The sequence below is a fragment of the Microbulbifer sp. YPW16 genome, from assembly GCF_021290385.1.
GTDB lineage: Bacteria > Pseudomonadota > Gammaproteobacteria > Pseudomonadales > Cellvibrionaceae > Microbulbifer > Microbulbifer zhoushanensis.
In genome coordinates, this window is record NZ_CP089928.1 from 3,443,363 (window position 1) to 3,470,253 (window position 26,891).

20 protein-coding genes are annotated in these 26,891 nt (G+C 61.1%); 9 read left to right on the forward strand and 11 right to left on the reverse strand.

Annotated features, from left to right (window positions below; all coding sequences use genetic code 11):
* The first annotated feature begins 292 nt into the window (after nucleotides 1–292).
* The 4 genes from LVE68_RS14900 (at nucleotide 293) to LVE68_RS14915 (ending at nucleotide 6,675) form a co-directional block, all read left to right on the forward strand.
* Nucleotides 293–2,026, forward strand: a complete 1,734-nt coding sequence (locus LVE68_RS14900; protein WP_232941228.1) for an SLC13 family permease — start codon at nucleotides 293–295, stop codon at nucleotides 2,024–2,026.
* Between the two features lie 294 nt (nucleotides 2,027–2,320).
* Entirely contained in the window at nucleotides 2,321–3,232 is a 912-nt protein-coding gene (galU, locus tag LVE68_RS14905; protein ID WP_232941229.1) for a UTP--glucose-1-phosphate uridylyltransferase GalU, read from the forward strand.
* A gap of 169 nt (nucleotides 3,233–3,401) precedes the next feature.
* Nucleotides 3,402–4,568 carry a nucleotide sugar dehydrogenase gene (locus tag LVE68_RS14910; RefSeq protein ID WP_232941230.1) on the forward strand — a complete coding sequence of 389 codons (1,167 nt, stop codon included), beginning with the start codon at nucleotides 3,402–3,404 and terminating at the stop codon, nucleotides 4,566–4,568.
* 349 nt (nucleotides 4,569–4,917) lie between these two features.
* Nucleotides 4,918–6,675 carry a DEAD/DEAH box helicase gene (locus tag LVE68_RS14915; protein WP_232941231.1) on the forward strand — a complete coding sequence of 586 codons (1,758 nt, stop codon included), beginning with the start codon at nucleotides 4,918–4,920 and terminating at the stop codon, nucleotides 6,673–6,675.
* Nucleotides 6,676–6,730: 55 nt separating this feature from the next.
* Here the strand turns inward: LVE68_RS14915 and LVE68_RS14920 are convergent, their stop codons facing one another.
* Complete coding sequence (locus tag LVE68_RS14920) at nucleotides 6,731–7,279, reverse strand: cytochrome b (RefSeq protein ID WP_232941232.1); 549 nt, start codon at nucleotides 7,277–7,279, stop codon at nucleotides 6,731–6,733.
* 167 nt (nucleotides 7,280–7,446) lie between these two features.
* Nucleotides 7,447–8,385 carry a LysR family transcriptional regulator gene (locus LVE68_RS14925; RefSeq protein ID WP_232941233.1) on the reverse strand — a complete coding sequence of 313 codons (939 nt, stop codon included), beginning with the start codon at nucleotides 8,383–8,385 and terminating at the stop codon, nucleotides 7,447–7,449.
* A 354-nt stretch (nucleotides 8,386–8,739) separates the two neighbouring features.
* Between LVE68_RS14925 and metE the strand changes: the two genes are divergently transcribed.
* Nucleotides 8,740–10,998 carry a 5-methyltetrahydropteroyltriglutamate--homocysteine S-methyltransferase gene (gene metE / locus LVE68_RS14930; RefSeq protein ID WP_232941234.1) on the forward strand — a complete coding sequence of 753 codons (2,259 nt, stop codon included), beginning with the start codon at nucleotides 8,740–8,742 and terminating at the stop codon, nucleotides 10,996–10,998.
* Nucleotides 10,999–11,085: 87 nt separating this feature from the next.
* Here metE and LVE68_RS14935 read toward each other — a convergent pair whose 3' ends face one another.
* The gene (locus tag LVE68_RS14935; RefSeq protein WP_232941235.1) at nucleotides 11,086–13,131 is read right to left on the reverse strand and encodes an amidohydrolase family protein; all 2,046 of its coding nucleotides are present in this window, start codon (nucleotides 13,129–13,131) and stop codon (nucleotides 11,086–11,088) included.
* Nucleotides 13,132–13,347: 216 nt separating this feature from the next.
* Nucleotides 13,348–14,658 carry a Xaa-Pro dipeptidase gene (pepQ, locus tag LVE68_RS14940; RefSeq protein WP_232941236.1) on the reverse strand — a complete coding sequence of 437 codons (1,311 nt, stop codon included), beginning with the start codon at nucleotides 14,656–14,658 and terminating at the stop codon, nucleotides 13,348–13,350.
* Between the two features lie 85 nt (nucleotides 14,659–14,743).
* Between pepQ and purU the strand changes: the two genes are divergently transcribed.
* From purU to LVE68_RS14955, 3 genes are all read left to right on the forward strand, one after another.
* Nucleotides 14,744–15,580, forward strand: a complete 837-nt coding sequence (gene purU, locus LVE68_RS14945; protein WP_232941237.1) for a formyltetrahydrofolate deformylase — start codon at nucleotides 14,744–14,746, stop codon at nucleotides 15,578–15,580.
* Between the two features lie 75 nt (nucleotides 15,581–15,655).
* Nucleotides 15,656–16,078, forward strand: coding sequence for a hypothetical protein (locus LVE68_RS14950; RefSeq protein ID WP_232941238.1), 423 nt, complete (start codon nucleotides 15,656–15,658; stop codon nucleotides 16,076–16,078).
* Between the two features lie 193 nt (nucleotides 16,079–16,271).
* Nucleotides 16,272–17,051: an MHYT domain-containing protein gene (locus LVE68_RS14955; protein WP_232941239.1), complete on the forward strand. Its 780-nt coding sequence runs from the start codon at nucleotides 16,272–16,274 to the stop codon at nucleotides 17,049–17,051.
* 24 nt (nucleotides 17,052–17,075) lie between these two features.
* Here LVE68_RS14955 and cysZ read toward each other — a convergent pair whose 3' ends face one another.
* From cysZ to gatC, 7 genes are all read right to left on the reverse strand, one after another.
* Nucleotides 17,076–17,921: a sulfate transporter CysZ gene (cysZ, locus tag LVE68_RS14960; protein WP_232941240.1), complete on the reverse strand. Its 846-nt coding sequence runs from the start codon at nucleotides 17,919–17,921 to the stop codon at nucleotides 17,076–17,078.
* 24 nt (nucleotides 17,922–17,945) lie between these two features.
* Nucleotides 17,946–18,245 carry a PA4642 family protein gene (locus LVE68_RS14965; RefSeq protein WP_232941241.1) on the reverse strand — a complete coding sequence of 100 codons (300 nt, stop codon included), beginning with the start codon at nucleotides 18,243–18,245 and terminating at the stop codon, nucleotides 17,946–17,948.
* 59 nt (nucleotides 18,246–18,304) lie between these two features.
* Entirely contained in the window at nucleotides 18,305–19,852 is a 1,548-nt protein-coding gene (locus LVE68_RS14970) for an amidase (RefSeq protein ID WP_232941242.1), read from the reverse strand.
* A 182-nt stretch (nucleotides 19,853–20,034) separates the two neighbouring features.
* Entirely contained in the window at nucleotides 20,035–21,723 is a 1,689-nt protein-coding gene (locus LVE68_RS14975; protein ID WP_232941243.1) for an AMP-binding protein, read from the reverse strand.
* Between the two features lie 395 nt (nucleotides 21,724–22,118).
* Complete coding sequence (gene gatB, locus LVE68_RS14980; RefSeq protein ID WP_232941244.1) at nucleotides 22,119–23,570, reverse strand: Asp-tRNA(Asn)/Glu-tRNA(Gln) amidotransferase subunit GatB; 1,452 nt, start codon at nucleotides 23,568–23,570, stop codon at nucleotides 22,119–22,121.
* The gene (gene gatA, locus LVE68_RS14985) at nucleotides 23,571–25,040 is read right to left on the reverse strand and encodes an Asp-tRNA(Asn)/Glu-tRNA(Gln) amidotransferase subunit GatA (RefSeq protein WP_232941245.1); all 1,470 of its coding nucleotides are present in this window, start codon (nucleotides 25,038–25,040) and stop codon (nucleotides 23,571–23,573) included.
* A 47-nt stretch (nucleotides 25,041–25,087) separates the two neighbouring features.
* Nucleotides 25,088–25,375 (reverse strand): Asp-tRNA(Asn)/Glu-tRNA(Gln) amidotransferase subunit GatC, encoded by a 288-nt coding sequence (gene gatC / locus LVE68_RS14990; RefSeq protein ID WP_232941246.1) that lies wholly within the window; start codon nucleotides 25,373–25,375, stop codon nucleotides 25,088–25,090.
* A gap of 419 nt (nucleotides 25,376–25,794) precedes the next feature.
* On the opposite strand from gatC, the gene LVE68_RS14995 reads away from it, so the two are divergent.
* The gene (locus LVE68_RS14995) at nucleotides 25,795–26,829 is read left to right on the forward strand and encodes a rod shape-determining protein (protein ID WP_091507849.1); all 1,035 of its coding nucleotides are present in this window, start codon (nucleotides 25,795–25,797) and stop codon (nucleotides 26,827–26,829) included.
* Nucleotides 26,830–26,891: the final 62 nt, after the last annotated feature.

Genomic DNA, 26,891 nt, shown 5'->3' on the forward strand with positions numbered 1-26,891 from the left:
CGGGTCTAATCTCTTACTGGGTGGGGCTAAATCCTGTTGGCCGTCCATCAGGAGGCGCGTTAACAGGGCTGGTAGCATCGTGCAGGCAACATCTCCGCCGGAGAGAGATGCTTCAGGGCAGCCTGCCGGAATCGGGAAGCAGTGTTCGCCCAGGTAGGATAATCATCAGCGGTCAAAGAATGGCCAAAAATGTCTTTTGGTTGCTGCTGGCAGATTTGGCATAATTGAGACTTTATGCACTGAACAAAAAATAATCATCTGTTTTCGTTGATCCGACCGGCAAGATAATCACATGAATTTCGCCCAGTTAGTCGTTGCCGGTATATTTCTGCTGGTTATTGTCTCCCTTATTTTCACTCGCTTCAGGCCGTCGCTGGTTTTTGCCTGCGCAGCAGCGGTTTGTTTCCTGACAGGGCTGGTGCCAGCCGAATCGGTGCTCCAGAAGGCGGTGAATCCTGGCCTGGTGACTCTGGTGGCTTTGATCCTGGCTTCCATCGGCCTGGAAAAAGCCCGTTGGCTTCGTGCAATCTCTGATGGATTGATTAATGGGTCCCTGAAGGGAAGCCTCTTGCGCCTGACCGGCGCCACGGCACTGAGTTCGGCTTTCCTCAACAACACGGCTGTGGTTGCGGCGCTCGCTTCCAGTGTGCGAAACCAGAGGCGCTATCCGCCGGCCAAGCTGCTGTTACCTTTGTCTTATGCTGCGATCCTTGGCGGTACCCTGACGTTAATAGGTACTTCCACCAATTTGATTGTAAACAGCTTTGTACTTGATCGAGGCCTGCCCGGGCTGGATTTTTTTGCGTTCTTGCCCGTGGGCCTTGGAGCCACATTAGTAGGACTGGTGGTCCTGCTGCTAGGCAATCGTCTGTTGCCGGAAGGGCGCACCTCGATTGAGCCGGTCAAGGAATACCTGCTGGAAGCCAAGGTTGTCGAGGACTCGCCCCTGAACGGTAAAACCGTCGAGCAAAACGGTCTGCGCCAGCTGGAAACGATGTATCTGGTGGAGATTGTCAGGGGGGGGCGGGTGATCAGCCCGGTCGCGCCAACGGAAATCATTCGTAGCGAAGACAAGCTGATTTTCAGCGGCGATGTAAAAGATCTCGGGCGGTTACAGGATATTGAGGGGCTCCGGGTCTTTGCGCTGGAAGACGAACAACTGAAGCTGGACCTGACCGAGGTGGTATTGACCCCCAATTCGAGCATCCTTGGTGAATCGCTGAAGAGCAGCCAATTCCGGACCCGGTTTGATGCGGCTGTAGTAGCCATGCGCCGTGGTGGCGAACGGCTTTCTGGAAAGCTGGGGGAAATCCAGTTACGTGCGGGGGATGCGTTGCTCCTGGCAGTGGGACCGGACTGGAAACACCATCGCAATATCGATAAAAACTTCTATGTTATCAGTGGCGGCAAGGTACAGCGCCAGCTGTCCCGGCGGGATAGCTGGCTGCTGGGCTTCGGCTTTGCTGCTGTGGTGGCAGGTGCGGCACTGGAGTATTTCTCGCTACTGAAAGGACTGGTGGTGCTCCTGGGCGGTATGATCAGCCTGAATATTGTTTCTACCACAGAGCTGCAGCGGCGCTTTCCCTTCCAGATATGGCTGATTATCGCCAGTGCCCTGGTATTGGCTGAAGCATTCTCTGGCAGTGGCCTGGCGGATCTATTGGCGTCGGGCCTGCGAAATACGGTGGCGGGCGCAGGTCCCTACATTGGGTTGATAGGGGTGTTTTTCCTGACTCTGGCCCTGACCGAACTGATGACCAATAACGCAGCTGCAGCACTGGCATTCCCGCTTGCGTGGAGTTTGGCCGAGAGTTTCGGAGTGAGCTGGATGCCGTTTGTGATGGCGGTCGCTTATGGGGCCAGTGCCAGTTTCCTGACCCCATTTGGCTACCAGACCAACCTGATGGTCCAGAACCTTGGTGGTTACCATTTACGGGACTTTGTCCGTGCCGGGATGCCCCTGACGGTTGCCTACTCGGTCACTGTCCTGCTCCTTCTTCCCCTGGTGTTCCCTTTTGGTGGTTGATCCAGTGTTGTGCGAAGTGTAATCAGGCTGGTCGCGCTTGGCGGAAGATTCCCGGCTCTCAGCGATATGGCGTATGTAATCATTTGTAAGCGTTTCCGGGTTGTCAGGCCGGCGCGTATCTTGCAAGCTCAAAGGAAGCCTTCCGCCGGAGGGAGGGTATGTATACAAGAATTGAAATACTTGAGTGATATCCAGGTGACAGTGAGTCACGGCTGCCATTGGCATCCAACGAGTGGCGGGCAGGGCCCGCGCAGTGAAATGGAATTCCGATAGTAAGCATCAGGAGTAAAAAAAATGAACAAAGTGAAAAAAGCAGTCATCCCGGTGGCTGGCCTGGGGACTCGTATGTTGCCTGCCACCAAGGCCATCCCGAAAGAGATGCTGCCGATTGTGGACAAGCCGCTGATCCAGTATGTGGTCAATGAGGCGGTGAGTGCCGGGATCAAGGAAATTGTCCTGGTCACCCACGCCAGTAAGAACGCCATCGCCAACCACTTCGATACCTCTTTTGAGCTCGAAGCGCAGCTGGAGAACCGCCTGAAGCGCCAGATCCTGGACGATGTACGCTCGATCGTGCCCGAGGACGTTACGGTGATTTCCGTGCGCCAAGCGCAGGCCAAGGGCCTGGGTCACGCTATTGCCTGCGCCCGCCCTGTGGTAGGGGACAATCCCTTTGCAGTACTGTTGCCGGATGTGCTGGTGGACCAGTATCGGGCTGACCCGACGGTCCATAACCTGGCGGCCATGGTACGCAATTTTGAGCAGACCGGTCACAGCCAGATCATGGTGGAGCCGGTGGCCTGGGAAGAAGTCAGCAAATATGGCGTGGTGGATTGCCTGGGTGCCGAGCTGCACGCCGGCGGCACCGCCAAGATTGACGGCCTGGTCGAGAAGCCCAGTGTCGACGCAGCCCCTTCCAACATGTCCGTGGTAGGTCGTTACGTGTTGCCAGCGGAGATCTGGAACCTGCTGGAGCAGACCCAGCCCGGCGCCGGTGGCGAGATCCAGCTGACCGACTCCATCGACCAGCTCCTCACCCGCCAGCGGGTCGAAGCCTACCAGATCGTTGGCTGCAGCCATGACTGTGGCAACAAGCTGGGCTACATGAAGGCCCAGATCGAATACGGACTGCGCCACCCCGACCTGGGCGATGAACTGCAGGGCTTCCTGGCTGCGGCGAAGCAGCCGGTAGCGGAGGCGGTATAGCCCGATTCCGTAGAGTGATTGCCAGTGTTGGACCCAATCCAGGGTCCGACCTGAATTCCTCCTGTACGTTGTTTCATAAAATTGCCGCACTATCCAGCGTAAACTCTGGAGCAGCGATGCCTGCACGGTGGTTGGCGCGACGAATCAACGGGTTTCAAGGGACTTCAACATGAAAATCGCCGTGGTCGGTACGGGCTATGTCGGGCTCTCCAATGCCCTGCTGCTGGCGCAGTATAGTGAGGTGGTAGCTCTGGACGTGGTGCCCGAGCGCGTAGATGGACTTAACCGGGGAGTTGCCCCGATAGTTGATGCGGAGATCGAGTTGTTCCTCCGCGAGAAAGAGCTGCAGTTTACCGCCACGTTGGATAAGCGGCAGGCCTATGGGAATGCCGAGTTTGTCATCGTGGCCACGCCCACCGACTATGACCCCGAGACCAACTACTTCAATACCAGCACCGTTGAGTCTGTGATTGAGGATGTTACGGCCATCAACCCGGACGCCACCATCGTGGTCAAGTCAACGATCCCGGTGGGCTTTACGCGGGAAGTCCGCGAGCGATTTGGCAATGATAATATTATTTTCGCTCCGGAATTCCTGCGAGAGGGCAAGGCGCTGTATGACAACCTGTATCCATCGCGAATTGTGGTCGGCGGGCAATCGCCGAAAGCGGAGCTGTTTGCAGAGCTGATGCTGCAGGGCGCGCTCAGCAAGGATGTGACGGTCCTGATGACCGGCTCCACCGAGGCGGAGGCGATCAAGCTATTCTCCAATACCTACCTTGCGATGCGCGTGGCCTACTTCAATGAGCTGGATACCTATGCCGAGACTCATGGCCTGGATACCCGCCAGATTATCAGCGGTGTCGGCCTGGACCCGCGTATCGGCGATCACTATAACAACCCCTCATTCGGCTACGGTGGCTACTGCCTGCCCAAGGATACCCGGCAGCTGCTGGCCAACTATGAGGATGTGCCCAACAACCTGATCAAGGCCATTGTTGATGCCAACTCGACTCGCAAGGACTTTGTGGCGGAATCCATCCTGAAGCTGCAGCCGAAGGTTGTTGGTGTGCACCGGCTGATTATGAAGGCAGGTTCCGACAACTTCCGCACCTCCTCCATCCAGGGAATTATGAAGCGGATCAAGGCCAAGGGGATCGAGGTGATCGTCTACGAACCTTCATATGAGGGTGGCAGCTTCTACAACTCCCCGGTGATCAACGATCTCGAGGCGTTCAAGCAGCGTGCCAATGTTATTGTGGCCAACCGCATGTGCCCGCAACTGGAAGATGTTGCCGGTAAGGTCTACACCCGCGACCTGTACGGACGCGACTGACCGTCCGCCTGACTGGCATTCCCCGGTTGTCTCTGGCGCCGGGGAGGCTCCGGGCTTCCTTCAAATTCGATTGGTTAAAAAATAAGCTGCCAATCTGCCCGCCACTCTGCTAGACTGCGCGGCCTTCTGCCCCCACCACCTTACGTGGTTGCAAGCGGGACATAAGCCTCATGGGTAACAGACCTCCTCGCCAAAGGCCCCTGTACTGCGTTGAATAAGCTTGAAGATAGCGGGTTGCTATTAATGGGCTTTTTCGCCTGCCCAGCAATGTGCGGCTGTGCGCTATGGTTATCCCACCGGGAACCTGGCCACGCCTGGCCCCCCTATGTAGATTCAAGTGAATTCCAAAATGACCGATACCCCCGAGCCGATTGGCTTTGACCAGCTGGACTTGCCGTCCGAAATCCTCAGTGCCGTGCAGTCCCTGGGCTATGAAACCCCGTCGCCGATCCAGGCGCAGACTATTCCCTCATTACTGGCCGGCCACGATGTGCTGGGGCAGGCGCAGACCGGCACCGGCAAGACCGCGGCCTTCGCGCTGCCGCTGCTGGCGCAGCTGGACCTGAAGGACCGCCGCCCCCAGGCGCTGGTGCTGGCGCCCACCCGCGAACTGGCCATCCAGGTAGCCGAGGCCTGCCAGTCCTACGCCCAGAAGCTGAAAGGCTTCCATGTGGCCCCCATTTACGGTGGCGCCGATTACCGCGGCCAGATGCTGCAGCTCAAGCGCGGTGTGCAGCTGGTAGTGGGAACCCCGGGCCGGGTCATGGACCATATGCGCCGCGGCAGCCTGGACCTGTCCAACCTGAAGACCCTGGTCCTCGATGAAGCCGACGAAATGCTGCGCATGGGCTTTATCGACGACGTGCAATGGGTGCTGGACCAGATTCCCGAGCAGCGCCAGATCGCGCTCTTCTCCGCCACCATGCCCAAAGAGATTGCCCGCATTGCCCGCGAGTACCTGCGCGAGCCGGTAGAGGTGAAGATCCGCGTCAAGACCGAGACCGCGGAGACCATCCGCCAGCGCTACTGGCCGGTGGGTGGCCTGCACAAGCTGGACGCGTTGACCCGTATCCTGGAAGCAGAGCCGGTGGATGCCACCATCATCTTCGTGCGCACCAAGAACAGCACCGTGGAGCTGGCCGACAAGCTGGCCGCGAGAGGGTTCGCCAGTGCCGCCCTGAACGGCGACATGGCACAGAACCTGCGCGAGGCGGTGATCGACAAGCTGAAAAAGAAAAAGCTGGATATCGTGGTGGCCACCGACGTGGCTGCGCGCGGCCTGGACGTGGCGCGGATCAGTCATGTCATCAACTATGACATCCCTTACGATGCCGAGGCCTATATCCATCGCATCGGCCGTACCGGCCGCGCTGGCCGCGAGGGTGATGCCATCCTGTTCGTGGCCCCACGTGAGCGGCGGATGCTGCGCACGATCGAGCGTGCCACCAAGAAGACTATCGAGCAGCTGGAGCTGCCCAGCGCCGCCGCGGTGAACGACGCGCGCATGCAGCGCTTCCGCGACCGTATCACCGGGACGCTCGACGGTGATATCGACCTGGCGCCGTATCGCCTGCTGGCGGAGAAGTACCTGGAGATGAACGAGGTGGACCCGCTGGACCTGGCTGCTGCCCTGGCCGCCATGGCCCAGGGTGACCAGCCGCTGCTGGTCAAGGAGCAGGAATTCAAGCCGCGCGAGAAGCGCGAGCGCCGCGAACGGGATGGCGATTTCGAGAGCCGCGGCCGCAAGCAGGGTGGCTACGAAAAAGACAAGAAAATGCCGCCGCCGGATGAGGGGATGGAACGGTTCCGTATCGAGGTGGGCCGCGAGGCCGGCGTCAAGCCGGGTAACATCGTCGGTGCTATTGCCAATGAAGTGGACCTGGATAGTTCCTACATCGGTCGCATTGAAATCTACCCGGAATACACCACCGTGGACCTGCCCGAGGGCATGCCCAAGGAGATTTTCAGTCATCTGAAAAAAGTGCGTGTGGCAGGCCGGGAGATGCGAATTTCACGGTTTAGCGACAAGCCGGCGCAGAGCAAGCGCAAGCCCAAGCCCAAGTCCGGCCCCAAAACCGCGGACAAGCCCCGTAAGAGAAAACAGTAATCCGTTGTTGCTGCGCAGTCCCGGCTTTATGGCCGGGCTGCGCCAGTAAGAATTGTCAGCTCTTTCCCCACGGCAACATATGCCGCAGCGTCCCGTCCCGCTTGCCGAAGTGATGCCAGAGGGCGCCGGCAATATGCAGCACCAGCAGCACCAGGAAGGCGTTCCAGATCAGCTCCTTGTGAAAGAAGGCCAGTTGCTTGGCGATGTCGCTGTTCTCTTCTACCAGTGTGGGTATTTCAAATAGCCAGAAAACCGTGGTTTCCTTGCCGGCGAATTGCCGCATGGCCATCCCGGTGATCGGCATGGCCAGCATGATGACGTAGAAAAGGCTTTCCACAAGCTGTGAGAGCTTGCGTTGCCAGCGCCCGCCGTAGAGTTCCGGGCGGGGGTAGATGGCCCGGAAGTAGATGCGGGCGATCACGAACACCAGCACACTCAACCCGATCGAGAAATGCAGCACCATCCACCAGCTACGCATGGGATCTTCCTTGTCGTACCCTTCGTGAAGTTCGACCGAAGCCCAGGCGCACAGGAACAGGATGGCGATCAGCCAGTGGAGTCCACGGCTCAAGGGGTGCCATTTCTGGGGGATGGTGTCGGTCATAATATCTCTCCCTGAATACCGGTTTAGTCTTTGTGAAAGATTACCGTGTTTTCTACTTCCGCGTGAATCCCCTGTCGGTCGACAGGTGGTCCAGGACGTTGCTGCCTCCCCTATGCTTCCAGCCCCTGATTACTGTTCTTCCCAGTAGTTCTGCTTGCGATTCTCGTTTAAAGGCTGTGCCCCCCGTTTTCTGCAGCGCGAACACCGTTCAGGTTGGCAAAGCAGGTATCCCTTGCGGTTTGCAGAAAGTCCGCCAGATAGGCCTGCCCCAGCATCTCTTCCCTGACTGCCGCGTAGAGCGTGCTCCACAAACCCTGTTCTCCCAGGCGTAGCTGTGCAATCAGGCCTTTTTGCAGGTATTCGTGCAGGGCCCAGTTGGGCAGGGCGCAGATACCGCGGCCGCTGACCGCCAGCTGCACCATCATTACCGTGAGCTCAGCCGTGCGCACATCTGCCGGCTCCACACCGGCGGGATCCAGGAAGTGCTGGAAAATATCCAGCCGCTCACGCTCCACGGGATAGGTGATCTGCACTTCGCCGGCCAGGTCTTCCGGCGTCACCCACTTCTTTGCCGCCAGCGGGTGCTTGCGACTGGCGGCCAGCACCATTTCGAAACTGAACAGCGGGGCGTAGTGGATGCCCTGGAGCTCCGGGTCCGGGTTGGAGGTTACCACCAGGTCCAGGTCTCCCCGGGTCAGGGCCGGCAACGGGGCGAAGTGAAAGCCACTGGACAGGTCCAGTTCCACCTCGGGCCAGTTGTCCCGGTAGGTGTCCAGAGTAGGCATCAGCCATTGGTAACAGCTGTGGCACTCGATGGCGATATTGAGCCGCCCTGCCTGGCCCGAGGCCAGCCGGGCCAGGTCCCGCTGCGCCACTGCCACCCGTGGCAGCACATCGTCCGCCAGTTGCAGCAGGCGCAGGCCGGCGCTGGTAAAGCGCAGCGGCCGGGATTTGCGCACAAACAACGCCTGTTCGTGGCGGTCTTCCATCTCCCGGAACAGGTGGGAGAGGGCGGACTGGGTCAGGTGCATTCGCTCCGCAGCGCGAACCATGCTGCCGGTCTCCCGCAGCACCGTCAGGGCCCGCAGGTGGCGTAATTCAATCATCTTTAGAAATATTCATGTTCTAGGCAAGAAATATGAAATTGATTGAATATCACATGGATCGCAGAATCAACCCTCGGTTTCGCGCCTCGGCTGATGGCCGGCTACAGGGCGCTTCGCTATGGCCAATGGCCGCGATGGGTCCGGCTTTCCCGGCAAGATGACTCTCCCGCCCTCGTCACCCGGCTCGAGCCGGGATCACGAAGTTCAGGGGATTTGCCGGAACAGAGGGAAACAGAGCGGGGCATGTAGGGGCGCACCTTGTGTGCGCCCGGGCAGATGCAGGCTCACTGCCGTGATGACGGCAAGAGTAAGTATCAGCGAATGGCAAAAGAACAAGCACATGAGGGAAACGTAATGGCACAGACACATATTCTCGGTTATCCGCGCATTGGCGCCAATCGCGAGCTGAAGCGGGCACTGGAAGCCTACTGGCGTGGAGAGATGGCGCAGGAACAGCTACTGGAAGCCGGGGCAGTGGTACGTCGCGGGAACTGGGAGGTGCAGGCCGAGGCAGGCCTGGGCCAGGTAACCGTGGGGGATTTCGCCTGGTATGACCAGGTACTGAATCACTCCCTGATGTTCGGCGTTGTGCCACAGCGATTTACCGTGGGTGCGGCGGACAGCAAGCTTGACCAGTACTTCCGTATGGCGCGTGGCCGTGCACCGGGTGGCGAGCCGGTGGCTGCCAGCGCCATGACGAAATGGTTTGATACCAATTACCACTACCTGGTGCCGGAGTTCGAGGCCGGGCAGCAGTTTTCGCTCGACAGTGAGTGGTTGCTGGCGGAGGTGGCAGAGGCCCGTGACCTGGGCTTTCAACCGAAACCCGTGGTGATCGGGCCGCTCACTTACCTGTGGTTGGGGCGTGCGGCCGGGGACCGGCTGGAACTTTTGCCACGACTTCTGCCCCTGTACCGGCAGCTATTGCAGCAGCTGGCAGAGGCCGGCGTGGAATGGGTACAGCTGGATGAACCGATCCTGGGTCTGGACCTGCCGGGGGATTGGCGCGATGCCTTTACGCCGGCCTACGCAGCGCTGGCTGAAGGGCAGGGCCCGAAAAAACTGCTGGCCACGTATTTCTCCCCACTGCGGGAAAACCTGTCGCTGGCCTTCGGCCTGCCGGTGCAGGGGGTTCATATCGATGCGGTACGGGCACCGGAAGAGGTCGGCCAGGCGGTTGCCGCCTGCAGCGGCGGACAGGTGCTTTCAGTGGGGCTGGTAAACGGCCGCAATATCTGGCGGGCTGACCTCGTTGGCTGGCAGGGCCGGCTGGCCCCGTTGGCGCGGGAGTTGGGGGATAACCTGTGGCTGTCTGCCAGCTGCTCCCTGTTGCACTGCCCGGTGGACCTGGACACGGAAAAGGCACTGCCGGTTGAGCAGAGCCAACGGCTCGCCTATGCGCGGCAGAAGCTCGACGAGCTGCGCCAGCTGCAGGAGGCCCTGCATTCGGGTGAGCCGGTTACATCGGGTGATGCGGCCGCGGGTGCGAGCATTGGCGGTGGGGAAGCCCATGTGCCGGCAGGGCTGGAGAACACCTGGCGCGCGCAGCCATATAGCGAGCGCGCGCCACTGCAGGCCCGGCGCTGGCAGCTTCCCCTGTTACCCACCACCACCATCGGCTCTTTTCCGCAGACTGACCTGTTGCGCCAGATTCGCCGACAGTACCGTGCGGGAGATATCAGCCGACAGGAATACCTGGATCACCTGCGCGCGGAAATTGCCGAGGCGGTGCGTCGCCAGGAAATCCTGGGCCTGGATGTGCTGGTGCACGGTGAGGCTGAGCGCAATGACATGGTGGAGTACTTCGGCGAGCAGCTGGACGGTTTTGTCCACACTGGCAATGGCTGGGTGCAGAGTTATGGCTCCCGCTGTGTCAAACCGCCGATTATCTTCGGCGATATTTCCCGCCCCAGCCCCATGACTGTGGAGTGGAGTCGCTATGCTCAGTCGCTGACGAAAAAGGCGGTGAAGGGCATGCTGACCGGCCCGGTGACCATCCTCAACTGGTCCTTCCCGCGGGAGGATATCCCGCGCGGTGAAAGTTGCCTGCAGATTGCCCGCGCACTGCGCGAGGAGGTGCTGGACCTGGAAAAGGCGGGCATCGGCATTATCCAGATCGATGAGCCTGCCCTGCGCGAGGGTGTGCCGTTGCGCGAGTCCGATCACCGGTCCTACTTTGACTGGGCTGTGGGTTGTTTCCGCTTTACCTGTGCGACGGTAAAGCCGGAAACCCAGATCCACACCCATATGTGTTACAGCAATTTCAACACCATTATGGACGCGATTGTGGCGCTGGATGCGGATGTCATCACCATCGAGTCGGCCCGCTCAGACCTGCGGTTGCTGGAGGCTTTCGCCGGTGCCAATGGCGGCTACCCGAATGAAATCGGGCCTGGCATTTACGATATCCATTCTCCCAATGTACCGGAGCGGCAGGAGCTGGTGGACCGATTGCAGAAACTGGTGGCGGTAATCCCGCCGGAAAAGCTGTGGGTTAACCCGGACTGTGGCCTGAAAACCCGTGACTGGGCCGAGGTGGGGACGTCGCTTTTGAACATGGTTGAGGCAGCGCGGACAGTGCGGGCGCAACTTGAGGTGAAAGACTTCGCGTAAAAGTGCCAACGGCCCTGTGGCGTAATCTCTGGCCGCGGGGGAGCGGGCGGGCCGGCGGCCCGCCCATCCTGGTGGAAGTGGCTAAAACTAGTTGGTGGCGATATCCACAGCACCACCGAGCCGCACCGGAATCGACTCGTGGAAGGGCTTGATGCCCATGGCCCGATAGAGCTCGTCCGGGCGATAGAGGTTCTGTCCCTCGATCACCAGCGCAGTGCGCCGCAGTGCACTGATATCCTCCAGGGGATTGCCGTCGAGCAATACCAGGTCGGCGTCCTTGCCCACCGAGATGGTGCCATTGGTCTGGAGCTTGCCCACCACCTTCGCTGGATTTACGGTAGCAGTGCGCAGCACATCGGCATTGGGAATGCCGGCCTTGGCATAGAGTTCCAGCTCGCGCAGCAGGGTAAAGCCCGGCAGTCCGTCGGTGCCCGCCACCATGGGGACCTTGTGCTCGTGCAGTTTGCGCATCATCTCCAGCAGGGCCTGTGCGGACAGGTCATAATCATGGCGATGTTCAGGTTTTACATCGAGCTCGGCGCCGATAAAGTTTCGGCGCACATTGATGGGCAGGTTATCGGCGATGTTCGCGTATTCCGGATCCATTTTGCCCGGCTGGCGCAGCAGCATCGAACTGAATACTGTTGTGGTTGCATCCACCACCGTGCCCTTGTGGGCGAGCTTGTCCAGGAATGCTGCGACCTCCTCACTTTCCAGGTCGAGCTCGTGGGCGTGCTCACCTACTTCGGTAAAGCGTAATTTCTTGCGGGTGTCGATTGAGCCCATGAAGTTGAGGAACAGCATGTTGATATGCTGGATTTCGTCAAAGCCCGCATCCACCGCTTCCTCCGCGGTCATAAACGCGGGAATATGCCCTGACAGTCGCAATCCCTTGCTGTGGATATACTCGGCGAGGGGCGCTATCCACTCGGGCTCCATGGAGCTGTAGGTCTTGATCTGCATATAGCCGCGATCGGCATACCAGTCGACTATTTCCTTCGCGTGTTCAAGACTGGAGGCAGTCTTGCCCATGCGCATGGCATTCTCGCTGTCACGGTCCATAAAGCCGGCGCGATACACATCCCCGCCAATTACCTTGCCGGAATCGTACAGTTTCTCGATCCGCATGATGTTTTCATGGGTGTTGCCGATATCACGGACGTTGATCACGCCGGCGGCCATATTCAGCACGCCGTCCTGCGGCGACAGGTGGCCGTGCATATCCCAGAGCCCGGGCATCAGGGTCATGCCCCTGGCATTGATACGGGTAATGCCCGGTATGCGTATTGGTGTGTTACTGATGCGGCTGATCTTGCCATTCTCGACCAGGACATGCTTTCCCTTGCGAAGCTGGCCCGCTTCCACATCAACAAGGTCAACATTGCTGATCAGGATGGGGGTGTCGGATTTCAGTGTGAGCTTGCCTGACAGCTCCTGGAGGTAGTGATCCGCGGCGCGAATCTGGCGCTCCTTGAGCTGTTCCAGGTGGGACTTGTCCCAGCCCTTGCGCAGGATTGCGAACCAGCCACCATCGTCGAGTGCGAATAGGTCCCCCTGGTCGTCATACCAGGCCAGTTCCGGGGTCAGGCCGAGGCCGGAAATGCCGTACAGGTAAAGCTTCTGCTCCCGGTCTCCCTCGGCCAGGGTGAGCTGGTCCAGTTCATTCAGCCGGGCCTGGCCCTGCGGCAGGAGGTCAACAGTTCGGTCCCCGTCTTCGAGCAGGGCCTTAACCAGCTGGTTCTGTACGCCAAGGGACGTGCTCTTGGGGATGAAAAACTGGGGCGAGGGGGATTTGGCGCTGCCGCGCTCGTCGGTGCTGTTCCAGTTGGCTACGCCATCCTGGAGTGAGAAGGTTTCGTCGACCGGCGCGCCAAAGGGGCTGATACCCTCGATGTGGAGCTGCTCCGGCATGGCGCCGGTACCGACGGTGAATTCCTCCCTGAGCTCCAGTCGCCGGTTGTTCCAACCCAGCTTGAGCTTTCCGGAAACCTGTTCGCCATCCCGTTCAATTGTGCTGGTGCCGGCAATACCTTCCTTGTTGTAGATAACATACTCGATGACATCTGCGTGCACTTGGCTCGCCGCGCCCAGCAGGGCAGCGGCCAGGAGCGCGGTAAAAGCTGGAATTTTCATGGTCCTGGACCCTTTGCTTTTATTGGCGGGTCAAGATTGAAATTTTTCTACCGGGAAGGCAAGCGAGGGGGAATACTTTCTCTTACAGGAAAGAAAGGCGTGCCAGAAGTTCTGCTTTTCATGCCTGAGTGCGCCAGGCGGGGCGATGAAAGTGAATGAAGGCTGGGAATTGTGCGGGAGGACGCGCGGAGCCCGGGCTCCGCGCGATACAGCTCCTTACTCGCCGTAACAGTCCCGTGTCATATTCTCGACACGATCCTCGTGCACGACTACGTTGTCCTCGATGCGCACGCCGCCGAAGGGGCGCAGCTCCTCCACTTTGTCCCAGTGCACCTCGGCGGCCAGCCCGGTGTCCTTCAGGTCGCCCAGCAGGCTGTCGATAAAGTACAGGCCGGGCTCGATGGTGAAGACCTGGTTGGCTTCCACGATGCGGGTCGTGCGCAGGAACGGGTATTTTTCCGGTGGTGGGGTGGTGCCTCCCTCCGGTGCGCTCTGGTGGCCGCCCACATCGTGTACCTGCAGGCCCAGGAAGTGGCCCAGGCCGTGGGGCATGAAGGTGGCGGTGAGGCCTGATTCAGTGGCGGCGCCGGCGGAGCACTTGATCACCCCGAACTGCTCCAGTAGCTCACCAATTTTCTGGTGGCAGTCGCGATGCAGGTCCGGGTAGGGGACGCCGGGCTTGAGGCCGGCCACCAGCTCCTGTTCTTTTTCGTGCATGGCCGCCACCAGCTCGGCGTACTCGCCGTCGCGGTAGGCATAGCTGCGGGTGATGTCCGCACAGAAACCGTTGCAGTCGGCACCGGCATCAATCAGGAAGCTGCGGCGCTCCGCTTCCGGCAGGCGCTCGGTGGACAGGTGGGTGTAGTGCAGGATTGCGGCGTGTTCATTGAGGCCGACAATATTGCCGTAGGGCATCTGGTTCTCGCCCTGGCCGGCAGCGTTCAGGTAGGCCAGGTTGATCTCGAACTCGCTGGCGCCATCGCGGAAGGCTGCCTCGGCGGCGCGGTGGGCCCGCACTGCGATACGGTTGGCTTCCCGCAGGCAGGTCATCTCATAGGGTGTCTTGTAAGCCCGCGCCCAGTGCAGCCGTGCCAGCAATTCTTCCGGGTTGGCGGTACCGGTATTCCAGTCTTCCACCCCGTCGGTTTCGCCGATAAAGGCGGCATTACTGGCATCCAGGAACTGTTTCGCCTCATCGGGCTTGCTCAGCAACTCGATCTCGTACTCGTCACTCCAGAAGGTCTGCGGCGCCGGCGGCACGTAGTGCCAGAAGTCCACCGGGCGATAAAAGAGCAGTTTCGGCTTCTGCCCGCGGCGGTAGATGACCCAGCTGTGGGGGTTATCGGTGACCGGCACCAGGGCCTTGAACTGCGGGTTGACGCGAAACGGGTAGTAGTTGTCGTCCAGGAATTGCACCTTGGGCCGGCCACTCAATACGTTCAGGGTGTCAAAGCCGGTTTCCTCCAGGATGCTGTCATAGCGCTGGCGGAGCGTGGCCATATGCGTGGCGTAGAGTTTCTTGTCCATGGTTCTCCCTGGTGAGCAAGGTGTGATTCACGTTAACCCGGTAGTGTATAGTCTCTGCACTGGATATTTGGCCTGAATTTCGACCATGGAAAAGAAGATACTGCTAACCGATTGCCCGGATGCCAAGGGATTGATCGCGAAAATCACCAACATCTGCTACAAGCACCAGCTCAATATCATCAAGAACGATGAATATGTGGACCGGGTGCAGGGGCGCTTCTTTATGCGCACCGCGCTGGAGGGCAATTTCAACGACTCCACCCTGCTGGAAGACCTGGATATGGCGCTGCCGGCGGGTGCGGTACGGAAGCTGGTTCCCAGCGGGCGCAAGCGCCTGGTACTGATGGTCACCCGCGAGCCCCACTGCCTGGGGGATATCCTGATGAAGTGCTATGCCGGAGCACTGGATGTGGAGATCGCCGCGGTGATTGGCAATCACCCGGACCTGGGCGCCCTGGTGGAGAAGTTCGATATCCCCTTCCACTGCCTGCCTGCAGGCGGGCTGGAGCGCAACCAGCATGAAGAACAGGTGGTGCAGCTGGTGGACAGCTACGGTCCGGATTACCTGGTGCTGGCCAAGTATATGCGGGTGCTGACGCCGGACTTTGTCGCCCGCTATCGCGGTCGCATTATCAATATCCACCACTCCTTCCTGCCGGCGTTTATCGGGGCGCGGCCCTACCAGCAGGCTTTCGAGCGCGGGGTGAAGATCATCGGCGCCACCGCCCACTTTGTCACCGACGACCTGGATGAGGGGCCCATCATCGAGCAGGATGTGATTCATGTGGACCACGCCTATTCTGCCGATGGCATGGCGGCGGCAGGGCGTGATGTGGAGAAGTCGGTGCTGAGCCGGGCCCTGCAGCTGGTGCTGCAAGAGCGGGTTTTTATTCACGGCAATAAAACGGTAGTCTTCAAGTAACCGGTCCCTGTCCTGGTGGCCCGCACGGGCCTGTCCACAGGTACCTGGTCGTTTTACGGTTTGGGAATCCACAGTATGAAGAAAAAGGACAACCGCCTGGTGCGCCGTTCCCTGCTCCTGCTGGTACCGCTACTGGCCGCAGCCTGTGCCAGCGAGCGCTCCTTGCCAGTGCCGGGCCTGAAAGAATCCTTCCATACGGAGATTGCCCGCAATGGCGCCAAGCGGTTCACCTACTCACTTGAGGTGATGCGCAATGACATCCCCCGGCCGGCGACTGCCAGCGGGGTGAATCGCAGCCGCATGGCCCAGCAGGGCATGATCCAGCAGCCGCGCAACCGGGTGCGGCCGCTCAGTGATCGCCTGCAATTCGACCGCATGTTGCAGCAGAAGCTGGCCGAGACCGGATTCTGTCGCGATGGCTTCTTCGAGCTTGAGCGCACCGAGCACGCTTTCGGTGGTGAAGTGCGGGGTGAATGCCGGGACGGCGTCAGCGCCTGAATTTCCTGCCCCGGCTTACACGCCCCGCCGTGCCAGTGAGCGCTGCTCCCCGGCCTGTCCCTCATCCCGCCTTTCCTGTCACGGCCAGCGGCCGCCCCCACAGGCGATTAGTGGCACTTTCCTCATTGAAGTCTGTTGATGCTGTGTGATCTGTTTCACATTGGTGGCCGTAGTCTCTGGAAATGGCCCGACAATGGCCATGCGACCCAATAATGACAATGAGGCTGCCATGTCCACCGAATACGATCCCCTGCTGGTGTTGCTCTCTTACCTTATCTCCGCCCTTGGTTCCTTCGCCGCATTGCAGCTGGTGACCGCCATACCCGAGGCGGTGACAGGGAATGACCGGCGTCGCGCCATCCTGGTGGCGGGGCTGGCGATGGGGGGCGGGGCCATCTGGTCGATGCACTTTGTCGGCATGCTGGCCCTGCAGACCGAAATGCCCATGGCCTATGACGTGGCCGGCACTATCGGCTCCGTGCTGGTGGCGGTGGCGGCATGCGCCCTGGGACTGGCGATTGTCGGCACGGGTAAATTTATGTTTGACCGGCTGATCCCGGCCTCGGTATTTATGGGGGCAGGGGTGGCAGGTATGCACTATTCGGGCATGGAGGCCATGCTGATGCCGGCCAGCATCAAGTATGACCTCAATATCATGATCATTTCCGTAGTGATTGCGGTGGTCGCAGCCTATGCCGCGCTGTGGATGGCGTTTGTGATGCGCGGTCGCTGGCAGAAAATCGGCAGTTCGCTGGTGATGGCGGTAGCGGTGTGCGGGATGCATTATACCGGGATGGCGGCGGCCAGTTACCAGCCCACCGGGGTGATGCCCGAGCCGGGAATAGCCGGCTCGATTACCTCGGAATACCTGGGGATAACCGCCGGCGTGGTGACCCTGATGGTGCTGGTTTCCAGTGTACTGGCGGCCCGCTGGTACCACCGGCGCCCGATGGCGGCCTTTGTGGGCACCTGAGTAACGCGGGCCGGTATGCAGGTTTCAGGGGTGCCTGCCCTCATCGGTAAGCAGGCGGTCGGCACCGGGGTCGCCGTGGCGTCGCAGGCGATCCACCCACAGGACCGTGCCCCCCGCCACGGCCGCCGGCATCACGAAGATGTTCAGGACCGGCACCATCTTGGCCAGCATCACCGCTCCACCAAAACTGAGGCTGGAAAGTTTGCGTCGCAGCAGCACACTCTTCAGTTCGTCGAAGGGACGCTGGTGGTTATCCAGCGGGTAGTCGACGTACTGGATCGCCATGCACCAGGCACCCCAGAGCCCGCCCAGGATCGCCGGGATAAACACCGTCCAGCTGGTGAGCATGGCGATGACAAAGATCACCAGGCCCCAGCCGACAAAGTACATCAGCTTGCGCAGTTCGCGGCCGATAGTGCGCCATACCATGCTTACCATCGGCTCTGCCGGTGGCGCCTGGCCGGTGAGCAGCTCCTCGACCTTTTCCGCCAGGAAACCGTTAAACGGTGCGGCAATGATATTGGTGATAATGCCGAACAGGTAGCCGTACACGAAGAGGAAGAGGATCACCACGGCAATGGCGATCAGCCACGCCAGCCACTGGAAAACATTGGCCGCCCAGGCGGCACCTTGCGCCAGTATCGCCCGCCACCAGGACATGTTCTCGGTGTCGACCGGCTCGTGTGCCAGCAGGCTGCCGAGGTAGTCCGACAGTCCACCCAGCTGCGACAGCATGACGGCGGTGAGGGCGATAAACAGGACCAGGTTGATCAGTAGTGGCACGATGATAAATGGCCGCAGCTCGTGCCGTCCCAACAGGCGTGCCCCCTGGATCAGTGCGTCGACACCATGGGTGGGATTGGAAGTCATCGGGTGTTCCCTGTTGCCTGTGACTTATTCGACCGCGCCGGCATCGCGCAGGATGTGCGCGTACTCTTCACTCTGGCGATGGCCGGCCACTTTTTGCAGCAGCGTTTTGCCGTCGGGGCCGACACTGTCCAGGTTGCGGTCCTGCTCCCGGAACAGGCGCACGAATGTGGCGAAGCTTTCCGCTTTCATACCCCGGTAGGCTCGCTCCAGCAGGTAGAAATCCCGCTCCATGCCTTCCGGTGCCTCGCCCTCAAGAAACCCGGCAATACGCTCTTCATCGAATACCTCACCGAGGACTTTCTGCTTGTCTTTCTTCAGGGTCACAATCTGTTCCTTAGTTGGTGCATGTTGGATCGGGTGGGGCGGGTGCAGTACCGCCCGGGCTATTCGCCTCGCGGGGTTCCTGCCGGAATTTCCGGTGCCCGGCGCGCCCCGCTGGCCTGTTCATAATTGTACGCAGCCGCAATCAGGATGTCCTCCCGGTTGGCACCGGAGAAGAACGAGAGGCCCACCGGCAGGTGGCGGACAAAGCCCATCGGCACAGTGATGTGGGGATAGCCAGCAACTGCGGCCGGTGTGGATGCCGAGCCCAGGTAGTGGTCGCCGTTGACCAGGTCAATCTTCCAGGCCGGACTGGTGGTGGGCGCCACCAGCAGGTCCAGGTCGTGTTCCTTGAGCAGGGCATCGATACCCTGTTCCCCGGCCAGTGACTTGAGTCGTGCCACCTCCTCGGCAAAACCCGGTTCCTGGCGGCCGCGGGATTCCTGTGCCTTGATGAAAATTTCCTGGCCAAAGTGCTGTAGCTCCCGGTCCCGTGCGCGCTTGTTGGCCGCCACCAGGGCATCCAGTGACCTGGCCTTGACCGGCGTGGTTTCCAGGTACTCGGCCAGGGCATCCCTGAACTCCCACGCCAGCAGGTCAAACTCCTTCGCATGTATGTCGCCCAGGGTGTCGATATTGGTATTGTCGACCAGGGTGGCGCCCTGTGCGCGCAGGGTTTCCAGAGCCTGCTCAAAGACAGCGTCCGTCTTGGGGCTGTAGCCGGTGAGGTTGCGGACGATCCCGATACGCAGCCCCTCGAGGCCGTTCGCGTTCAGGTGCCGGCGGTAGGGGCCGCGCGCGGGGATGCTGCCGGGGTCGCCCGGGTCCTCACCTACCATCGCATCCAGTAGCGCGACCGCACCCTCGACGGTGGTGGCCATGGGCCCGGCGGTGTCCTGGTGGGCTGATATGGGGATTATGCCGTCGCGACTGACCAGGCCCAGGGTGGGTTTGATGCCCACCACCCCGTTGATCGCGGCGGGGCAGGTTACCGAGCCGTCTGTTTCCGTGCCTACGGCGAGCGGTACCAGGCCGGCCGCCACCGCAACGGCGGAGCCGGAGCTGGAGCCGCAGGGCGAGCGACTCAGGTCGTAGGGGTTGCGTGTCTGGCCGCCGACAGCACTCCAGCCGCTGGAGGAGGTGGTGGAGCGGAAGTTGGCCCACTCACTCAGGTTGGCCTTGCCCAGGATGATGGCGCCCTGCTTGCGCAGGGATCGCACCAGGAAGGCATCGTCTGCGGGGGTGTTCTCCCGCAGCAGCCAGGAGCCTGCAGTGTTGGCCATGCCGTCGCCGGTATCGATATTGTCCTTGAGCAGCACCGGAATACCATGTAGTGGCCCGAGTACGGTACCCGCACTGCGCAGGCGATCGAGCCGTTCGGCCTCCTGCAGCGCGTTGGCACTCAACTGGGTCACCGCGTTGAGGCGCTCATTGTAGCTCTCGATCCGGTGACGGTATTCACGCACCAGCTGGGCTGAGGTTTTCTCACCGCTCTCCAGGGCCCTGCGCAGGTCGCTTAAGGAGGGGAAGTCATTCGCGGACAGCGGCGCTGCTGCCAGTGTCACCAGGGTGGCAATGGTGAAGAAGATGACTCTTGTTATGGTTTTCATGGTGCACCTGTATTAGGGAACTGGTTTCCGCGGCTGTCGCGCCGGCAGGCTGGCCGCAGTAAAAACCCATACTACCCGAGAATCGCAGCCGGCGAAGGGTATGGGGCTATTGGTGGGGGCTACAGGAATTGCAGGGGGGCGGCAATGGCCAGGGCGCGGACACTGGCCGCGCCCTGTAAGTGTCAGGCCTCTAGGCCCAGTTCCCTGATGGAAATTTCCCGCATGCGGAATTTCTGTATCTTGCCGGTGACGGTCATCGGGAAGTTGTCGGTAAAGCGGAAATAGCGCGGAATCTTGAAGTGGGTGATCTTGCCCCTGCAGAACTCGCGCAATTCCTCCTCGGTTACCTCGCCGGCATCGGCGCGCAGCTGGACCCAGGCGACAAGCTCCTCACCGTATTTCCTGTCGGGGACACCGGTCACCTGCACATCGGCGATCGCCGGGTGAGTGTAGAGGAATTCCTCCACCTCTTTCGGGTAAATATTCTCGCCCCCGCGGATCACCATATCCTTGATGCGCCCGACTATCTGGATATAGCCATCCTCGTCCATGGTGGCCAGGTCGCCGGTACGCATCCATTTGTCGCTGTCGATGGCGTTGCGGGAGGCTTCCTCGTTGTTCCAGTAGCCCAGCATCACGCTGTAGCCACGGGTACACAGCTCGCCCACCTCGCCACGGGGCAGGGTCTCGCCGGATGCGGGGTCGATGATTTTGGATTCCAGGTGGGGCTGGGTGCGGCCGACCGTGGTGACGCGCTTGTCGAAGGGATCGTCGGCGGCGGTCTGGGTCGACACCGGGCTGGTTTCGGTCATGCCGTAGGCGATCTGCACTTCCTGCATATGCATTTTGTGATTGACCGCCTTCATCACCTCGGCGGGGCAGATGGAGCCGGCCATGATGCCGGTGCGCAGGGAGCTGAGGTCGTAGTGGGCAAAGTCCGGATGGTCCAGTTCGGCAATAAACATGGTGGGGACGCCGTAGAGGGCGGTGGCGCGTTCTTCCGCCACTGTCTCCAGGACCGCTTTCGCCTCGAAAGCCTCCCCCGGGTAGATCATGGTGGCGCCGTGGGTGACACAGCCCAGGTTGCCCATCACCATGCCGAAGCAGTGGTACAGCGGCACCGGGATTACCAGCCGGTCGCGCTCGGTGAGTCCCATGCTCTCGGCGACGAAAAAGCCGTTATTGAGGATATTGCGATGGGACAGGGTGGCGCCCTTGGGGAAACCGGTGGTGCCGGAGGTGTACTGGATATTGATGGCGTCTTCGCAGTGCAGTGACGCCTGGACCCCTGCCAGCCGGGCTTGATCGACCTGCGATGATTCCAGCAGCAGGTCATCCCAGCGCCACATGCCGTCGTGGACATTGCCGGCCAGGTTCACCACGACCTCCAGGTGCGGCAGCCTGGCGGAGCGCAGTTTCCCGGCGGGCGAGGTCTTCAGCTCCGGTGCCAGCTCATAGAGCATGCCTGTGTAATCGGAGGCTTTGAACTGCTCGGCGATCACCAGCATGCGGGCCTGGGAATGGTTGAGGGCGTATTCGAGTTCGTGCAGGCGGTAGGAGGGGTTGATGTTTACCAGGATGGCGCCGATCTTGGCAGTGGCGAACTGCAGCGTAGTCCACTGGGCATTGTTGGGGGACCACATTCCCACCCGGTCGCCCCTGCCGATTCCGATGGCCAGCAGGGCGCGCGCGCAGGTGTCCACCTGCTGCACGAATTCCCGGTAACTCCAGCGGATGCCCTGATGGCGCACCACCAGGGCATCGTTGTCCGGGAAGCGCGTGGCGGTTTCATCCAGCGTATCGCCGATGGTCGTCTCGATCAGCGGCTGGCTGGCCTCGCCGCGGGTATAGCTAGGGCGCCTTTCTGTCATCGCTTGTATCTCTCCGTTGTTATCTTTGTTATTGCTTGCTGGTCCTTAATTTCCTGACTTGCGTCCCTTTTGTCCAGAGGGTGGGGCGAATTTTTGTGACCGGAGTGGGGGGTGTGTTTTTCGGTGGAGGTGTTTTGCGGCCATGGGCCGCTTCTACGGAAAGTTGTGTGTACCGGAAAGCAATGCGTAGGAGCGGCCGCTGGCCGCGAGATGGAGCGAGGGTGAGTCGCAGGCATTGGGCGGGGCGTAGGGCGCAATAAGCGCAGCGCACTGCGCCGGACTCAGGGTTGTCGCGGCCAGCGGCCGCTCCTACGGGCAATGGTAGTCAACCCGGGTTACGGGGTCCTACCCGCAGGAGCGGCCCATGGCCACGTAAAGGGAAATGCGGCTGGCGATCAGAGCAGGGCGTCCAGCTTGTCCTTGAGGATCTTGTTGATCATCTGCGGGTTGGCCTGGCCCTTCGAGGCTTTCATCACCTGGCCGACAAAGTAGCCCATCATTTTCGGGCGCTTGGCCTCGTCGGCATTGCGGTAATTTTCCACCTGCTTGGCACTGCCGGCGATTACCTCGTCGATCATTTGCTCGATCGCACCGGTATCGGAAACCTGCTTCAGGCCACGCTGCTCGATTACTGTGTCGGCATCGCCCTCGCCATTGGCCATGGCCTCGAACACCTGCTTGGCAATCTTGCTGGAGATGGTGCCGTCCACGATGCGCGCAATCAGGCCCGCCAGCTGTTCGGCGCTGACCGGTGACTGGTCGATGGATTTCTCCTCGCGATTCAGCAGTGCTGCGAGCTCACCCATCATCCAGTTGGCGGCCAGCTTGGGCTCACCCGATTTCCCGGCCACGGTTTCGAAGTAATCCGCGAGTACGCGTTCCTGGGTCAGCTGGTCGGCGTCGTAGGCGGACAGCCCATACTCGCTGGCAAAGCGCGCACTCTTGGCATCCGGCAGTTCCGGCAGCTCGCCGCGCAGCTGCTCGATGTAGTCCTCGGACAGTTCCACCGGCAGCAGGTCGGGGCAGGGGAAGTAACGGTAGTCGTTGGCCACTTCCTTGCTGCGCATGGAGCGCGTCTCGTTTTTATCGGCATCGTACAGGCGTGTTTCCTGGGTCACGGTGCCGCCGTCCTCGAGCAGGTCGATCTGGCGCTCCGCCTCCACCTTGATGGCCCGCTCCACGAAGCGGAAGGAGTTGACGTTCTTGATCTCGGTGCGGGTGCCAAGTTCTTTCTCGCCCTTGAGGCGCACCGAGACATTGGCATCACAGCGCATGGAGCCCTGGGACATGTCGCCGTCGGAGATGCCCAGGTAGGTAACGATGCTGTGCAGCTTTTTCAGGTAGGCCACGGCCTCGGCGGCACTGCGCAGGTCCGGTTCCGAGACAATCTCGATCAGGGGTGTGCCGGCGCGATTCAGGTCGATACCGGACATACCATGAAAGTCCTCGTGCAGGGACTTGCCGGCGTCCTCCTCCAGATGGGCATGGTGCAGGCGCACCTTCCTGCTGCTGCCGTCTTCCAGGTGGATCTCGATCTCACCGGGCCCGACGATGGGTTCCGCCAGCTGGGTGGTCTGGTAGCCCTTGGGCAGGTCCGGGTAGAAATAGTTCTTGCGCTCGAATACGGAGCGCCGGCCGATCTCGGCGTTCATGGCCAGGCCGAACATCACCGCGTGGCGGAACGCCTCCTTGTTGGGCACCGGCAGGGTGCCCGGCATGGCCAGGTCGATGGCGCAGGCCTGGGTGTTCGGCGCCGCACCAAAGCGGGTGCTGGCCCCGGAAAAGAGCTTCGATTCGGTGGCGAGCTGGACGTGGACTTCCAGCCCGATGACGACTTCCCATTCCATTTACTGTTCTCCTGCCGCTTGTGCAAAGGGCGCGGTCGCGCGGTGCCAGTCAGTGGCCTGCTGGAACTGGTGGGCAGCGTTGAGCATGCGCCCCTCGTCGAGGTAGTTGCCGATAATCTGCAGGCCCACCGGCAGGCCGCCTGCCTGCCCGCAGGGCAGGGACATGGCCGGAAGTCCCGCCAGGTTGGCGGAAATGGTGTAGATATCTTCCAGGTACATGGCCACCGGGTCGTCGGTTTTCTCGTTCAGGCGGAAAGCGGGGTTGGGCGCTGTTGGGCCCATCACTACGTCCACCTGTTCGAAGGCCTGCACAAAGTCCTGCTTGATCAGGCGGCGCACCTGCTGGGCCTTGTTGTAGTAAGCGTCGTAGTAGCCGGCGGACAGGGCGTAGGCGCCCACCAGGATGCGGCGCTTGACCTCCTCGCCGAAGCCCTCACCGCGGGAACGCATGTAGAGGTCACGCAGGTCGGCGGGGTTTTCGCAGCGATAGCCATAGCGCACGCCGTCAAAGCGCGACAGGTTGGCGGAGGCCTCCGCCGGTGCGATGACGTAATAGGCTGGCACGGCCAGGTGGGTATGGGGCAGGCTGATTTCCACCAGCTGCGCACCCAGTCTCTCGTATTCCTTCAGGGCATCCTGTACCCGCGCCGCGGCCTCCGCGTTCAGCCCCTCGCTGAAATACTCCTTTGGCACGCCGATTCGCAGGCCGCGGATATCGTCGTTGAGGGAGGCGGCAAAGTCCGGCACCGGCCGGTCCAGGCTGGTGGAGTCGCGACGATCGTGGCCGGCCATGGCGGTCAGCAGGTGGGCCACATCCTCGGCGGTACGGGCAATGGGGCCGCCCTGGTCGAGGCTGGAAGCGAAGGCGATCATGCCCCAGCGGGAGACCCGGCCGTATGTGGGCTTGAGGCCGGTGGTGCCGGTCAGGGCCGCCGGCTGGCGGATGGAGCCGCCGGTGTCGGTGGCAGTGGCGCCCGGTACCAGCTGTGCCGCCACAGCCGCAGCGGAGCCGCCGGAGGAGCCGCCGGGTACATGCTCCGGGTTCCAGGGGTTCTTTACCGGACCGTAGAAGCTGGTTTCATTGGAGGAGCCCATGGCGAACTCGTCCATGTTGGTCTTGCCCAGGCTCACCGCGCCGGCGGCCTGGAGCTGTTCCACCACGTGGGCGTCGTAGGGCGGCACGAAGTTGTCCAGCATCTTCGAGCCGCAGCTGGTGCGCACCCCGTGGGTACAGAAAATGTCCTTGTGGGCAATGGGCACGCCACACAGGAGCGGCGCGTCGCCGGCCGCCAGGCGCTGGTCGGCGGCCCCGGCCTGTTGCAGTGCCTGCTCGGGGGTGGTGGTGATAAAGCTGTTCAGGTCGCCGTCCAGCTGTTCGATGCGGGTGAGCAACTGGCGGGTGATCTCGACGCTGGAGAACTCGCGTTCGCGCAGGCCGCGAATGATTTCGGCGATGGTTAACTGGTGCATGGTATTCCCGGTGTGTTGTCTCTTTGCGGGTGGTGGCCAGGGATCAGTCAGTCGATTACCTTGGGAACCAGGTAGAGGCCCTGTTCCGCCTGGGGTGCCAGTTCCTGGAAGGCCTCGCGCTGGTCCGGCTCGGTAACTGCATCCGGCCGCAGCACCTGTACCTCGTCGAGGGGGTGGGCCATCGGCGCGACGCCCTCGGTATGCACAGACTGCAACTGGTCGACCAGCTGCAGGACATTGCCCAGGCGCTTGCCGACCTCGTCAACGGTTTCCTCTGAAATGGCGATGCGGGCCAGCTCGGCCAGCTGTTCTACGGTTTGCTTGTCCACGGCCATGACAATCGGGGCTCCAGCTTGGATGGAATGGGGACTGCCCGGTGACCGGTAAACCGGACTCCAAAGCGGGGCAGGAGGGACGCAAATTTAGCACAGGCGGCCACGATTCTCATAAACGGGCACCGAACGTTGCGTGGCGGGGCCGCGCCAGTTCGGCCTATTGCGGTATTCAGGCGGATTCAGCCTTGCCCTGAACCCCCGCCGTTGTTAGAGTTTGCCGATTCTGGCGGTGGACTGTGTGCCAGCTTCCGACGGGTGGGTGTCGGGAGAGCCAGGGGCCTGCGATCATTTCGGATAATGCGGCCCGGAACTCAGAATTATTCGCGCTGACTAAATAAGCTTTACACAGCATGCTTGAGTCTGCGCTGACAGCGCCCGCCCGGGGCGCCGTTGCTATTAGTACAAGGTAATCGAATTCCATGTTTAAACGTTTGCGGGGCATGTTCTCCAGTGATCTCTCCATCGACCTGGGAACCGCCAACACGCTGATCTACGTGCGCGATCGCGGGGTCGTGCTCGACGAACCCTCCGTCGTTGCCATTCGCCACTACAACGGCCAGAAAATTGTCGAGGCCGTCGGTGTCGAGGCCAAGCGCATGCTCGGCCGGACCCCGGGCAATATCACTGCCATTCGTCCCCTCAAGGATGGTGTGATCGCCGATTTCCAGGTCACCGAGAAAATGCTGCAGCACTTCATCAAGAAAGTGCATGAGCACAGCTGGATGCGCCCCAGCCCGCGGGTGCTGGTGTGTGTGCCCTGCCAGTCCACCGAGGTGGAACGCCGTGCGATCCGCGAATCGGCCATGGGCGCCGGTGCGCGCGAGGTCTGGCTGATTGAGGAGCCCATGGCTGCGGCCATCGGTGCCGGCCTGCGCGTGGAGGAGGCCAGCGGCTCCATGGTGGTGGATATCGGTGGTGGCACTACCGAGATCGCCATCATCTCCCTCAACGGCGTGGTTTACTCCGATTCCGTGCGGATCGGCGGTGACCGCTTCGATGAGGCGATTGTGAACTATGTGCGCCGTAACTACGGCAGCGTGATCGGCGATGCCACTGCCGAGCGCATCAAGGAGGAGATCGGCTGTGCCTACGCCGGTAGCGAGGTGCGCGAGATTGACGTGCGTGGCCGCAACCTGGCCGAGGGCGTGCCGCGCAGCTTCACCCTGAATTCCGACGAGATCCTCGAGGCCCTGCAGGAGCCCCTGACCGGTATCGTGCAGGCAGTTAAGAGCGCGCTGGAACAGTCCCCGCCCGAGCTGGCTTCCGATATCGCCGAGCGCGGTATGGTGCTGACCGGTGGCGGTGCGCTGCTGCGTGACCTGGACCGCCTGCTGATGGAAGAGTCCGGCCTGCCGGTGATCGTCGCCGACGACCCCCTCACCTGCGTTGCCCGCGGTGGCGGCAAGGCACTGGACATGATGGACAAGAGCCGCCTGTACCTGGTGTCGAACTGAGTTCGGCACCCCTTGTACCCGATATCGATAACAACAAAGCAAACTGACCTGTTAATGGGGGT